A 13,673-nucleotide genomic window follows, 5' to 3' on the forward strand; every position below is an offset into this window, starting at 1 on the left:
GACCCGCGCGCTGGCGACCGGTGACAGATGCGCCGAGAGCGCGCGCCGCGCGCGGAACGCCCCGAGCCAGCGTCGCCCAGGGAATGGCTGCGGCCCTCAAAACCTGTGCGCATGCCCCTCACGCAGGGCGACGCCGCGCGGCTGTGCCTGGAATGTCACGCCGCCCTGCCATATCTCCTCCGCCGTGCCCGTGCGCTCCGCCGGAGCGGCGCTGCCACGACTTCGCCGGAAGCCGACCGCATCGTCGGACGCTTCGGGGCACGGATCGCCCGTCCGTTCATGCGGCGGCAATCCATCAAAAGAGATAATCCGCCCACGATACCCCCGGCGCTAGAATCCGGGGCGACGACTTTGGGGGACCCGCACGTGTTGAACGATGTTCTGACCCGGCCTGTGCCACAAGATGTCTCGCGCGACGAGCGCGCAACCGAGGCGCCCGCCCCGGCCGCCTGGACCGCTCCGGTGCTGTCCGGCAGCGGCGACGCGGTGGTGGACCTGCGCGAGGCGATCCGCGCCAAGCTCACCTTCACGCTCGGCCGCACGCCCGAGACCGCCCGCCCGCGCGACTGGTTCGCCGCGACGGCGCTGGCCCTGCGCGAGCGGATCGTGGCCGCCGCGCTGACCTCCGAGCGGAGCGTGCCGAACAAGCGCGTCTATTACCTGTCGCTGGAATTCCTGATCGGCCGGCTGATGTCGGACGCGCTGAACAATCTCGGCCTCACCGAGACGACCCGCGGCGCGCTCCGGGAGCTCGGGATCGATCTCGACGCCGTGCAGGACGCAGAGCCCGACGCGGCCCTGGGCAATGGCGGGCTCGGGCGGCTCGCCGCCTGCTTCATGGAGAGCATGGCCAGCATCGGCATCCCGGCCATGGGCTACGGCATCCGCTACGACCACGGCCTGTTCCGCCAGTCCTTCGAGGACGGCTGGCAGCGCGAGGCGCCGGAGACCTGGCTGGCCGAGGGCAATCCCTGGGAATTCGCCCGGCCCGAGGCGACCTACGCGATCGGGTTCGGCGGCACCGTCACGCTGTCCTCGCCGGAGGAGGGGGTGATCCGGCGCCACTGGCAGCCGGCCGAGACCGTGCGGGCGGTGGCCCACGACGTGCCGGTGGTCGGCTGGCGCGGCCGCCACGTCAACGGCCTGCGCCTGTGGAAGGCCGAGGCCGGCGAGCCCGTCGACCTCGCCCGCTTCAACGGCGGCGATCATGTCGGCGCGGTCGCGGCGCGGATGCGCGCCGAGGCGATCTCGCGGGTGCTCTACCCGAGCGATTCTTCGGCCGAGGGCCAGGAGCTGCGCCTGCGCCAGGAATACTTCTTCACCGCGGCCTCGATCCAGGATCTCGTGGCCCGCCACGTGGCCGAGCGCGGCGACGTCCGGTCCCTGCCGGACCACGCGGCGATCCAGCTCAACGACACGCACCCGGCCATCGCGGTGCCGGAGCTGATGCGCGTCCTGCTCGACGTCTACGGCCTCTCCTGGGACGATGCGTGGCACGTCACCACGCACACGCTGCACTACACGAACCACACCCTCCTGCCCGAGGCCCTGGAGACCTGGCCGGTGGAGCTGATGGAGCGGCTGCTGCCGCGCCACATGCAGATCATCTACCTGATCAACTGGATGCACCTGGAGGAGCAGGCCAAGCACGGCCGGCAGGAATCGGCGGATGCCGCGGCCTACCTCGCGTCGATCTCGCTGATCGACGAGTCCCACGGGCGACGGGTGCGGATGGGGCACCTCGCCTTCCACGGCGCGCGCAGGGTCAACGGCGTCTCGGCCCTGCACACCGACCTGATGCGCTCGACGGTCTTCTCCGACCTGCACGCGCTGGATCCGGACAAGATCGTCAACAAGACCAACGGCATCACCTTCCGCCGCTGGTTCCACAACGCCAATCCCGGCCTCACCCGGCTCGCCGTGGAGACGGTGGGCGCCGGCGTGCTCGACAATCCCGAGCTGCTCCGGGGCCTGGAGGCCCACGCCGAGGATCCGGCCTTCGTGGCGCGCTACGCGGCCGTGCGCCGGGAGCGCAAGGAGGCCCTGGCGGCGATCATCGCCGAGCGCACCGGCATCGACGTGGATCCGGCCGCTTTGTTCGACATCCAGGTCAAGCGCATCCACGAGTACAAGCGCCAGCTCCTCAACGTGGTCGAGACCGTGGCGCTCTACCAGGCGATCAAGGCCGAGCCGCACCGGGACTGGACGCCCCGGGTGAAGATCTTCGCCGGCAAGGCGGCGCCGAGCTACGTCCAGGCCAAGCTGATTATCAAGCTCGCCTGCGACGTCGCCAAGGCGGTGAACGACGATCCCGAGGTCGCGGACCGGCTGAAGGTGGTGTTCCTGCCGAACTACTCGGTGAGCCTAGCCGAATCGATCATCCCGGCCGCCGACCTGTCGGAGCAGATCTCCACCGCCGGCATGGAGGCCTCGGGCACCGGCAACATGAAGTTCGCCCTCAACGGTGCGCTCACGGTGGGCACCCTCGACGGCGCCAATATCGAGATCCGCGACCATGTCGGGGCGGACAATATCTTCATCTTCGGCCTGGAGGCCGACGGCGTCCGCGCCCGGCAGGCCGAGCCGGACTACGCGGCCCGGGCGATCCAGGCCTCGCCGCGGCTGGCCGCCGCCCTCGACATGATCGCCTCGGGACGGTTCTCGCCGGAGGAGCCGGGCCGGTTCCGGCCGCTCACCGACGACCTGCGCCGGCGCGACCAGTACCTGCTCACCGCCGATTTCGACGATTACTGGCGGGTGCAGCGCGCCATCGACGCCGCGTGGCGCGATCCCCGCGGCTGGTGGGCGAAGGCGATCCGCAACACGGCCCGCATGGCGTGGTTCTCCTCCGATCGCGCCATGCGCGAGTACGCCGAGGAGATCTGGCGGGTCCGCCTGGGCTGAGCCGCCACCGGCCCGCTCCCACGCGGGAGCGGGCCGCGCCGCCCTCAGGCTGCGCGCACGTTGGCCAGGAACCGCCCGACCTCCGCGGAGAGCCCCTCGGACTGACGGGACAGGGCGGTGGCGGCCGTGAGCACGTGGTCGGCCGCGACCCCCGTCCGCTCGGAGGCCTCGGCCACCCCGGCGATGGTGCCGGTCACCTCCGCGGCGCCCCGGGTCGCCTGGGCGATGGTGCGCACGATCTCATGGGTCGCGGCGCCCTGCTCCTCCACGGCCGCGGCGATCACGATCGCCACCCCGTTGATCTCGCGGATCCGGTCGATGATCGCCCCGATGGCGCCGACCGCGGATCCGGTCACGCCCTGGATCCGGCCGATCTGCGCGGCGATCCCGTCGGTCGCCCGCGCGGTCTTCTCGGCCAGGGCCTTCACCTCGCCCGCCACGACCGCGAAGCCGCGGCCGGCCTCGCCGGCCCGCGCCGCCTCGATGGTGGCGTTGAGGGCCAGCAGGTTGGTCTGTTCGGCGATGGACGCGATCAGCCGCACCACGTCGCCGATCTCGGAGGCCGCCTGCCGCAGCTCGGCCACGAGCCCGGCGGTCTGGTCGGCTTCGCCGACCGCCTGCTGGGCGAGTTCGGACGAGCCGCCCGCCTGACGGCCGATCGCCTGGATGGCGCTGCCGAGCCGCTCGGTCGCGGCCGCCACCGCGCCGATGTTGACCGCCGCCGCCTCGGCCGCCAGCGCCACCGCGCCGGACTGGCTGGCCGTCTCCTGGGCGGTCGCGGTCATCTGGTGGGCGGTGCCCTCGAGTTCGCCCGCGGCGGTCGAGACCCGATCCACGATCCTGGCCACCGCCGCCTCGAAGGTCCGGGCGAGGCCCATCGTGGCCTCCTTGCGGGCCGCGGCCGCGGCGGCGTCCGCGCGCCGCCGGCCCTCGGCTTCTGCCTCGGCGTTGCGGATGATCAAGCTCCGGATCGCCTCGACCGCCCGGCCGACCGCTCCGATCTCGTCGCCGCGCCGCGCCTCCGCGATCGTGGCGGCGCCGTCGCCCTGCGCCACGCGCCGTAGCGCGGCGACGAGGCGGTGGAGCGGCCGCGTGACACCGACCACGACGATGGCCGCGGAGAGTCCCAGGGCGACGAGCAGGCCCGCCACCGTGGCGCCGATCAGGACCGACCGGGCCTGCTCGGCCCCCTGCTGCGTCGCGATCTTCGCCTCGCCGAGGCGGGCCGCCGCCGCCGCCTCGTACGCCTGGGCCGCCCGGTCGAACTGTGCCCGGACCTCGCGGCTGGCAACCACGCCGACCTGGATCGCCGCCGGCCGGTCATTCCGGAGCGCGAGGTAGTTGGAGCGGTCGAGCAGGTCGAAATAGTCCCGGGCGACCGTGCCGATCTGGCGCTGCAGAGCCGCGATCTCCGCGCGCCGCGAGCCCTGTTCCAGCGTCTCGATGCCGTCGGCCACGGCCTTGACGGAGGCGTCGTAGCGCTTGCGGAAGAGAGGGATGTCGCCTTTCGGCTCGCCGATGATGAGATTGCGGTTCATGAGCGCCGCATCGACGAATTTTTCGCGGAAACGTGAGAAAATCTCGAGCCTCGCGAAATAGTAATCCACCAAAAATCTATTTCTCTCCTCGATCGCTCTGAGTTCTCTGAGCGAGTACGCGGCAGAGGCGGCGCACACGATCACCATGAACAAGAGCGGCGCGGACATTTTTACATGCAGGTTCGCATCGCGCAGGATCCGCATTCCGTTCGATCTCCGCCGGCGTCACCGGCACAGCTTATCACACGCCACGAACAGGAAGCCACGATCGATCACATCACTCTTCGCGCGCACGAGTACACGAACCGATACGGAGACCGAATTGATAATTACAGAGATCGATAGATCGAATGCCATAAAGGTGCGTTATTCAAACGCTCGTGCCTACATGACTATGCCTGAACGGGCCCGGGGTCAGGCGCCTCGGACGAGCCCGAGCCGCAACCCGACGCGGCACAGGCCGCGCCGCAGCCGGTGAAGCTGGCGGGCGGCGCGCGGGGCGAGGCCGAGTCTGCGCCGGCAGACGACGTGCGACACGCGCCCGATCCGCGGGCCCGGATCCGGCGCGCCCTTGCGCAAAGCGATGTCCGGGCGTTCCGCCGACTGCGCGATCGTCAGCGCGCGCGCCGCCGGGAGGGTCACGCTGCGGAACATCGCGCGCGTGTAGTAGGAGAACGCGTCGTAGGCGACGAGGGTCCGCGCGCGCCCGGTCGCCGGATCCTCGACCGTCAGCGTGCCCGCCCGCGGCCCGTAGGTCACGAGGAGCCCGATCACGTCGCGGGGGCGCCCCAGGGGAACGGCGACGCGCGTGCCCTCCGGGATCTCCAGGAAGTCCAGCGGGATGCCGTTGCGGCGCAGGGCGAACCCGCAGGTCAGGCCGGGGAGGGCGCGCAGCGGCAGGGCCTCGAACCGGCCCGGCAGGGTCCGGAACCGGTCGATATAGGCCCGCCCCGGCGGCGGCGCGCGCAGGAAGCTGTAGACCAGGGTGCCGTAGAGGTCGGCGCCCGCCGGCGTGACGTGGGTCGCGTCCTTCAGCAGGTAGGTGATGTCGCCCGCGCCCGCGGCCGCCACCGGGGCGGCGATGTCGAGATAGCGGATCCCGTAGAGGGCGCGGTACTCCGCCAGCAGGCCGGCGACGGGCTCGGCCGCGTAGTCGACGCCGCCCTGGTGGAGGTTGAGGAAGGCGACGGGCAGGTCACGCCGGGCGGTCGCCGCGAGGATGTCGTCGAGATAGGCCCGCATCGTCGCGCCGTCGAAGTAGCGGACGTTGCCGGTGAACAGCTCGAGGAGGACGCGGTCGCAGGGGAGCGCGTCGAGGATCTCGTCGATCAGGGCGGCGATGGAGGGCAGGGAATGGCCGCCCCAGCCGCTGCGGAGGAAGGTGACCGGGCGCCCCTCGGCCTCGGCCAGGGCGTTGGCCCGCTCGACGTAGCCCGGCAGCTCCGTGACGCTGTAGCCGAGGCAGAGGACGCGGATCATCGGGGCTCGGATCGGGCTCGGAACCGGCCCCGTGCGGCCGCTCCGGCGCCGGTAGCAGCCGGGCGCCGCCGCGTCGAGGCGGCGGCGGTCAGTCGATCACGATCGGGTAGCAGCGGGCGCCCACCGCGGCGGCGAGCACCTGCACGGCGCCGACCGTCGAGTGATCGCCCGCCACGTGGACCACGTCGGTGGCGCGCAGGCTCGGCAGGTGGGCGCTGAGCGGGCCGGAGCGCACGTCGGGCGGCCGCTGGCGGCCGCGATCGGCGCAGAGCACGATCCGGCCGACGCCGGTGCGGCGCAGCCAGTCCAGGCTCTCGCGCATGTAGAGGTCCAGGGCGTCGCGGGCGCCGACGGCCAGGGCCATCTCGCGGGCGGGCTCGACGTAGCGGGCCGCCCGGGCGATCGCCCAGATCGCGCCGAAGCCAGCGCCGGCCGCCACCAGCACGAGCCGGCCGCCCCCGGGGCGGTACTGCCCCCGGCCGACGGGGCCCTTGAGACGCACCGGCTGGTCGAGGCGGAGCCCGTCGAGGGGATCGCCCTCGGGGTCGCGGGCGACGTGGAACACCACGTCGTTGATCTCGGTCGTGCCGTCGAGCCGCAGGGTCGGGGACAGCGTCCGCGTGGGCAGACCCGCGAAGGTCACCAGCGCCTGGTGGCCGGGCTCGCCGGTCGGGCGCCGGGTCAGGGTCGCGACGATCTCGAGGATGCCGGGACTGAGCCGGCGGATCTCCGTGACCGTGCCCTTGCGGACGGCGACCGGCGGCGGCGGCGCCTCCTCCTGGCCCTGGATCGGGGCGCCGGGGAGGGCCGGGCGCAGGGCCTCGGCCCGGGCCCGCCGGGCCGGGTGCCGGCGGCCGGACGGCGCCGCGCTGCCCTGAGCGATCCCCTGAACGATCCCCTGGCCGGCGAGCAGGTTGCCGGACTGCGCCTGCAGCGGCGCGATCATGCCCTCGGCGAGCGCCGCCTCCAGCGGCGTGTCGCCGGTCGAGACGCGGACCGACCGACCGTTGACGACGAGCGAGCAGCGCGCCCCCATGGCTCTCCCCCGCATGCCTGGTGACGGATCAGCGGGCGCGGATCAGGAGCGAGTCGACCAGGGCCGCCCAGCGCTCGCGGGTCGCGCGGACATCGTCGGTCGGGGCCGACTCGGTCAGGAGCTGGCGCTGCGCCCGCAGCGACTCGACCTCCTGCCGTTGGGCCCGGAGCACCGCCTTCATCACCTGCAACTCGGTCTCGAGGCGGGCGATCGCGTCGGCCTCGTCCCGCGCCTCCGCGTCGTCCGCGGCCTCGTCGGCATAGGCGTCGGCGAACGCGTCGACGCGGCGCGGGTCGCGGAGGGGCATCCGAGTCCGGACCTGCTGCTCCAGCCGGACCGGCCGGGCCATCAGGCGACGCACGAGGTCCGAGCCGCCCGCCTGCTGGTAACGCCGTGCCGCCTCGGCCATCCGACCCATCCCCTTCGCGGGCGCTGGGGGGCCCGCCTATCAACAGGAGCTTGATCGGACATGGTTAAGGCGAACTTAAGCCGATCCGCGACTTTCGCCGGATCGGGTCCCGGGAGCAGCCCTCAGGCCGCTTCCGGGGCGGCGCCGACGATCTGGCGGGCCTGCAGCATGGTCATCGGTTCGCCGAAGGCCGGGCCGAGGGCGTACTCGCAGCCGAGACCGGCGAGCGCCTGGGCGTCGGCCTCGGACTCGCAGCCCTCCGCCACGATGGCGAGGTTCAGCTCGCTCGCCATGCGCACGATGGAGCGCAGGATCGCGGTCTGCCCGGTGCCGATCTGGCGCACGAAGGTCGCGTCGACCTTGATCGTGTCGAACGGGAAGCGCTGGAGATAGGAGAGGGCCGAGTAGCCGGTGCCGAAATCCGACAGGCACAGGCCGGCGCCGAGGTCGTGGATCCGCGCCAGCATCTGGGCGGCGTATTCCGGGTTCTCCATCACGAGGCTCTCGCTGAATTCCAGCTTGAGCGAGCCGGGCAGGGCCCCGGAGCGGGCCAGCACGGTCTTCACATCGTGCAGGAGGTCGTGGCGCAGGAGCTGGCGCGAGGACAGGTTGCAGGCCGCGAAGATCGGCGGCTCGACCTCCAGGGAGCGCTGCCACGCCGCGAGTTCGAGAGCCGTGCGCTCCAGGGCGAAGATGCCGAGATTGACCACGAAGCCGCTCTCCTCGGCGAGCGGCAGGAAGGTCGAGGCGGGGATGCGCCCGAGCTTCGGGTGGTCCCAGCGCAGCACGGTCTCGAACCCCGCCACGGTGCGGTCCTCGAGCCGCACCACCGGCAGGAACAGCACCCGCATCTCGTTGCGCTCGATCGCCTTGCGCAGGTCGCTCTCCAGCATCAGCCGGTCCGAGCGGTCGGTGCGCATGTGGGCGCGGAACACCTCGATCCGGTCGCCGCCGTTGCGCTTGGCCTGGATCATGGCGATCTCGGCGCTCTTGAACACCTCGTCGCGCTTGAGGTTGGCGCCGGCCTCGTAGAGCGCCAGCCCGATCGAAACCGTCAAAAAAATCTCGCGGTCGGCGTAGGTGATCGGCGTGGCGATCGCCCGGCGGATCATCTCGGCGAAGGCCAGGATCCGGTCGGGGTCGCGCTCCGAGAGCAGGATCACCGCGAACTCGTCGCCCGCCACCCGCGCCAGCGTGTCCTGCGGGCGCAGCAGGCGGCCGAGCCGGCGCGACAGGGTCAGCAGGATCGAATCGCCCGCCGAGAGGCCGATCGCGTCGTTGATGCCCTTGAACCGGTCGACGTCGAGGACGATCACGGTGGGCTTGAGGCGCTGGTCCTGGCCGGCGAAGGCCAGAGCCGCGTCGAGGCGGTCGCCGAACAGTTCGCGGTTCGGCAGGCCGGTGAGGCTGTCGTGCACGGCGTCGTGGAGCAGGCGCTCCTCGGCGGTCTTGATCTCGGTGACGTCCGCGATGGTGCCGACCACCCGGATCACCTCGCCGTCGGCGCCGATCACCGGCCGCGCCTTCAGCCGGTACCAGAAGAACGTGCCGGCCTCCGAGCGCAGGCGGAAATCGTGGACGATGCGCCCGCGCCGCTCCTCGATCACCGTGTCGAGGGCCGCCGAGTAGCGCTCCACGTCGAACGGGTGGAGGGCGCCCAGCCAGTTGGTCGCCGGCCCCTCCAGGGTGCCGCGGGCGAGGCCGAGCTGGGCCTCGATCTCCGGGCCGACGAAGACCCGGTCGGCGGGCACGTCCCAGTCGAACACCACGTCGCCCGCGCCGGTCAGCGCCAGCGCCCGGCGCTCGGTGTCGGAGACGAGGGCGTGGCTGAGGCCGCCGCCCGCGAAGGCGTGCTGGAGCACCGTGAAGCCGATCAGCATCACGATCAGCACGAGGCCGCCGATCAGGGCCGGCTGGACGAGGTCGCTGCCGATCTGGCCGGTCACCGCGAAGCCCGCCGCCGTCACCCAGACGACGAGCAGGAGCCAGGTCGGCACCAGCAGGATCGCCCGGTCGTAGCCATTATGGGCGGCGAGGTAGACGATCAGCAGCAGGCCGATCCCGGCCACCGCGGCGATCGAGATCCGCGCCACGCCCGCCGCCACCGGCGGATCGAACACCGCGAGCCCGACGAGGCCCGCCAGGAAGGCGAGCCAGAAGAACGCCACGTGGCTGTAGCGCACGTGCCAGCGGGCGAGGTTGAGATAGGCGAACAGGAAGACCAGCAGCGTCGCCCCGAGCACCGCCTCCGCGGAGGCCCGGTAGACCCGCTCGGCGAGTTCGGTGACCGGGAACACCCGCTGCAGGAAGCCGAAATCGATGCAGGCATAGGCCAGCACCGACCACGCGAGCGCGGCGGCGGCCGGGAAGATGATCGCGCCCTTGACCACGAACACGATGGTCAGGAACAGGGCCAGCAGGCCGCTGATCCCGATGATGATGCCCTTGTAGAGGGTCAGGCCGGCGGTCTTGCGGCGGTAGGCGTCCTGGTCCCAGAGGCGGAGCTGGGGGACGTTGGAGCCGCGCAGCTCGGCCACGTAGGTGACGGTGGCGCCGGGATCGAGCGTGATGGTGAACTGGTCGGCCTCCGGGTTCTCGTCCCGCTCGGGCCGGATGCCCTGGCTCGCCGTGATGGCGGCGATGCGCGAGCCGCCGAGATCGGGCCAGATCACCCCGGAATCGACCAGCCGGAAATGCGGGGCGACCAGGATGCGGTCGATCTGCTCGTCGGTGTCGTTGGTGAGCGCGAACACGATCCAGTCGGGCCGGGCGCCGGCGTCGCGCGCCTTCACGACGATGCGCCGGACGATGCCGTCCTTGCCGGGCGCCGTGGAGATCTGGATCAGGTCGCCGTCGGAGCGGTAGCGCTCGATCGCGGTGGTCAGGTCGATCACCGGCGCGTCGAGGGTGACGCGGACCGCCTCCACGGCCTGGGCGGGCGCGCTTGCGGCGAGCGTGAGCGCGAGGGCACCGACGAGACCGCCGACCAGGGTCAGGAGGAGGGCGAGGATGCGCAAGGGTGTCTTGACTTCCGGCCGTGCGAGCTTCGGCATCGGCCGCCCGGGCGGCCTCGATCGATAGGCGCGGACCCGACCTGGGGCAAGGTTGCCCCGGGGCCGGTCCACCGCCCGCGGATCGCGCCCCTTTGCGGCCAAATCAAGTTGGGCGGGGCGGGGGCCGGCCGTTCCGGGGGTCTCCGCTCGCAGAGACGGCGGTGCGGCGACCGACCGAAGCTGCCCTACGCCCCCCGGAGCGCGCCCGCGATCCTGTCGAGGGCGGGCAGCTTGCGGATCGGGCCGATCGCCGCCAGCGTCGGCGTGCCCTGCAGCATCGCGGCCGCCGCGGCGCGGACGTCCTCGACCGTGACGGCGTCGACCTTGTCGATCACCTCCCCGGCGGGAATCACCCGGCCCCAGGCCAGGATCTGGCGGGCGTTGCGCTCGATGCGCCCGCCCGGCGTCTCCAGGGCCGAGAGCAGCGAGACCTTCAGCTGCGCCTTGGCGCGGGCGATCTCGGTGGCGTCGAGGTCGCGGGCCGCCCGGGCGGTGGCCGCCAGGGTCACGTCGACGAGTTCGGGTAGGTCCGCCCCGGCGGTGCCGGCGCCGATGCCGAACAGGCCGCAATCCGAGAACGGCCAGTGGAAGGCCTGGATCTCGTAGGCGAGGCCGCGGGTCTCGCGCACCTCCTGCCAGAGCCGCGAGGTCAGGCCGCCGCCCAGCACCTGCGCGAACATGTGGAGCGCGTAGTAGCGGTCGTCCCGGAAGGAGAGGCCCGGCAGGCCGATCACCACGTTGGCCTGCTCGAGCTTGCGCGGCATCCGCCGCTCGCCGCCGCCGTAGATTCCCGGCACCGAGGCGGGGGCGGTCTTGGCCGGCAGGGCTCCGAAATGGCGCTCGGCCGCCGCCACGATCGCCTCGTGGGTCACGGCCCCGGCGCCGGCCACGACGATGCGGTCCGGCGTGTACTCCCGGTCGAGATAGGCGCGGATCCCGGCCTCGTCGAAGCTCCGGATCGTCTCGGGCCGCCCGAGGATCGGCCGGCCGACCGGCTGGTCCGGGAAGGCGGCCTCCGTGAAGGCGTCGTAGACCACGTCGTCCGGCGTGTCCTCGACGGCGGCGTATTCCTGCAGGATGACGCCCTTCTCCCGGGCGAGCTCGCCCGCGTCGAACACCGAGTCGGTGAGGATGTCGCCGATCACGTCGAGGGCGAGGCCGGCATCCTCGCCGAGCACCCGGGCGGTGTAGCTCGTCCCCTCCGTGGAGGTGGCGGCGTTGATCTCGCCGCCGACATTCTCGATCTCTTCCGCGATCTTCTGCGCCGACCGGGTGCGGGTGCCCTTGAAGGCCATGTGCTCGATGAGGTGGGACAGGCCCGCCTCGTCGGCGCGCTCGTTGCGCGAGCCGGCGCCGACCCAGACGCCGAGGCTCGCGGTGGCGACCCCGGGCATCGGCTCGGTCACCACCGTCACGCCGTTGTCGAGCCGCGTGGTGCGCAGGGAAGGCGAGGCGGCATGGGTGGAGAAATGCTGGTTCATCGACGGCTCGTCGCGGAGGGGGCCGGATGCGGCGCGGGTCCCCGCTCCCGCACGGGAGAGGGGGCGCGTCGCGTGACGCGCGCCGGGCTCACGCACCCCTCGTGATGCGGGCGCGCTCGCGGATGAGCGCCTCCAGGGCGGCCTGGTCGTTGGCGACCCGGGTCAGGCGCTCGGGCCGGTCCATCAGGTCGGCGAGGTGCGGGGGCAGGGCGGGGCGCAGGCCGCCGGTCGCCCGGGCGACCGCGTCCGGGAATTTCGCGGGATGCGCGGTGGCGAGCGCCACCACGGGGGTCGCCGGGTCCCGCTCCAGGAGCCGCCGCCCGGCCCGGACGCCGATGGCGCTGTGGGGATCGAGCACCACGCCGGTGGCGGCCTGGGTCAGGGCGATCTCCGCCATGACGTCGGGCTCCGGCACCGCCACGGCGTCGAACTCCGCCCGCACCGTCGCCAGCACCTCGGGGTTCAGCGAGAACCCGCCGGACTGCTTCAGACCGGCCATCAGCCGCGACAGGGACGTGGCGTCGCGCCCCAGCGCCTCGAACAGGAGCCGCTCGAAGTTCGACGAGATCTGGATGTCCATGGAGGGCGAGGTCGTGGGGACCACGCCGCGCAGCTCGTAGGCGCCGTGCTCCAGGGTCCGCACCAGGATGTCGTTGGCGTTGGTGCCGATCATCAGCCGCTCGACCGGCAGGCCCATCTGCTTGGCGACCCAGCCGGCGAGCACGTCGCCGAAATTGCCTGTCGGCACCGCGAAGGAGACCGGGCGGTGGGGGGAGCCCAGCGCCACCGCGCTGGTGAAGTAGTAGACCGCCTGCGCCGCGACCCGGGCCCAGTTGATCGAGTTGACGCCCGACAGCCGCACCGCGTCGGCGAAATCGGCGTGCTGGAACAGGGCTTTGACGAGGTTCTGGCAATCGTCGAACGTGCCGTCGACGGCCAGCGCGTGGACGTTCTGCGCCGGCACCGAGGTCATCTGCCGCCGCTGCACCTCCGAGACCCGCCCGTGCGGGTAGAGGATGAACACGTCGACCCGGTCGAGGCCGCCGAAGGCCTCCACGGCGGCCGAGCCCGTGTCGCCCGAGGTCGCGCCCACGATGGTGGCGCGGGCGCCGCGCTCGGCCAGGACGTGGTCCATCAGCCGCCCGAGCAGCTGCATCGCCACGTCCTTGAAGGCGAGCGTCGGCCCGTGGAAGAGTTCCAGCAGGAACAGGTTGTCGTCGAGTTGGGTCAGCGGGCAGACCGCCGGGTGGCGGAACGTCGCGTAGGCCGCGTCGATCATCCGGTCGAGGTCCGGCCCGGCGACGTCGCCGTCGATCAGCGGGCGCAGCACCCTTTTGGCGGCCTCCGCGTAGGGCCGGCCGGCGAGGGCGGCGATCTCCGAACGGCCGATCTGCGGCCAGGTCTGCGGCACGTAGAGCCCGCCGTCGCGGGCGAGGCCCGCCAGGAGCGCGTCCGAGAACGAGAGCGGCGCGGCCGCGCCGCGAGTCGAGACGTGGAGCACAGGGTCCTCCGAGGGAAGGCGCCCCCTCTACACGATGCCGGCGGACCTGTCGAAAGCCGGGCGCGCACGGGGCGGGGCCGGCGGTTTAACCGGGGCTGAACGGGCCGGTTCAGGGCCGGTTGCCCGGCCGCGTCCTAGTGCCGGACCGCCCCGCGGCCCCCGAGCCGCCGGGGCGGATCCCGTCTCGGAGAGAGCCGACATGACCCGAATCATCGCCCTCGCGGGCGTCGCGGCACTGCTGTCCGGCACCGTCGCCTTCGCGCAGGCCCCGC

8 protein-coding genes are annotated in these 13,673 nt (G+C 72.5%); 1 reads left to right on the top strand and 7 read right to left on the bottom strand.

Annotated elements, in window-relative coordinates:
* The first annotated feature begins 366 nt into the window (after positions 1 to 366).
* Positions 367 to 2,904, top strand: a complete 2,538-nt coding sequence (locus ACLBYE_RS05545; protein ID WP_447693373.1) for a glycogen/starch/alpha-glucan phosphorylase — start codon at positions 367 to 369, stop codon at positions 2,902 to 2,904.
* A gap of 44 nt (positions 2,905 to 2,948) precedes the next feature.
* Here the strand turns inward: ACLBYE_RS05545 and ACLBYE_RS05550 are convergent, their stop codons facing one another.
* The 7 genes from ACLBYE_RS05550 to thrC form a co-directional block, all read right to left on the bottom strand.
* Positions 2,949 to 4,646 carry a methyl-accepting chemotaxis protein gene (locus tag ACLBYE_RS05550; protein ID WP_447693374.1) on the bottom strand — a complete coding sequence of 566 codons (1,698 nt, stop codon included), beginning with the start codon at positions 4,644 to 4,646 and terminating at the stop codon, positions 2,949 to 2,951.
* A 210-nt stretch (positions 4,647 to 4,856) separates the two neighbouring features.
* Positions 4,857 to 5,921, bottom strand: a complete 1,065-nt coding sequence (locus ACLBYE_RS05555) for a hypothetical protein (RefSeq protein ID WP_447693375.1) — start codon at positions 5,919 to 5,921, stop codon at positions 4,857 to 4,859.
* Between the two features lie 88 nt (positions 5,922 to 6,009).
* Entirely contained in the window at positions 6,010 to 6,957 is a 948-nt protein-coding gene (locus ACLBYE_RS05560) for a ferredoxin--NAD(+) reductase (protein ID WP_447693376.1), read from the bottom strand.
* Between the two features lie 28 nt (positions 6,958 to 6,985).
* Entirely contained in the window at positions 6,986 to 7,366 is a 381-nt protein-coding gene (locus tag ACLBYE_RS05565) for a hypothetical protein (protein WP_447681799.1), read from the bottom strand.
* 122 nt (positions 7,367 to 7,488) lie between these two features.
* On the bottom strand, positions 7,489 to 10,419 hold the full coding sequence (locus tag ACLBYE_RS05570) for an EAL domain-containing protein (RefSeq protein ID WP_447693377.1): 2,931 nt from the start codon (positions 10,417 to 10,419) through the stop codon (positions 7,489 to 7,491).
* 185 nt (positions 10,420 to 10,604) lie between these two features.
* Positions 10,605 to 11,900 (bottom strand): M16 family metallopeptidase, encoded by a 1,296-nt coding sequence (locus ACLBYE_RS05575; protein ID WP_447693378.1) that lies wholly within the window; start codon positions 11,898 to 11,900, stop codon positions 10,605 to 10,607.
* A gap of 88 nt (positions 11,901 to 11,988) precedes the next feature.
* Positions 11,989 to 13,401 carry a threonine synthase gene (gene thrC / locus ACLBYE_RS05580; RefSeq protein ID WP_447693379.1) on the bottom strand — a complete coding sequence of 471 codons (1,413 nt, stop codon included), beginning with the start codon at positions 13,399 to 13,401 and terminating at the stop codon, positions 11,989 to 11,991.
* Between the last annotated feature and the right edge of the window lie 272 nt (positions 13,402 to 13,673).

It is taken from the genome of Methylobacterium sp. A52T (assembly GCF_053346095.1).

Coding starts and splice junctions, on each gene's coding strand:
- ACLBYE_RS05555 (WP_447693375.1), bottom strand. CDS start 5,921: ATGATCCGCGTCCTCTGCCTCGGCTACAGCGTCACGGAGCTGCCGGGC.
- ACLBYE_RS05575 (WP_447693378.1), bottom strand. CDS start 11,900: ATGAACCAGCATTTCTCCACCCATGCCGCCTCGCCTTCCCTGCGCACC.
- ACLBYE_RS05560 (WP_447693376.1), bottom strand. CDS start 6,957: ATGGGGGCGCGCTGCTCGCTCGTCGTCAACGGTCGGTCGGTCCGCGTC.
- ACLBYE_RS05565 (WP_447681799.1), bottom strand. CDS start 7,366: ATGGCCGAGGCGGCACGGCGTTACCAGCAGGCGGGCGGCTCGGACCTC.
- ACLBYE_RS05570 (WP_447693377.1), bottom strand. CDS start 10,419: ATGCCGAAGCTCGCACGGCCGGAAGTCAAGACACCCTTGCGCATCCTC.
- ACLBYE_RS05550 (WP_447693374.1), bottom strand. CDS start 4,646: ATGCGGATCCTGCGCGATGCGAACCTGCATGTAAAAATGTCCGCGCCG.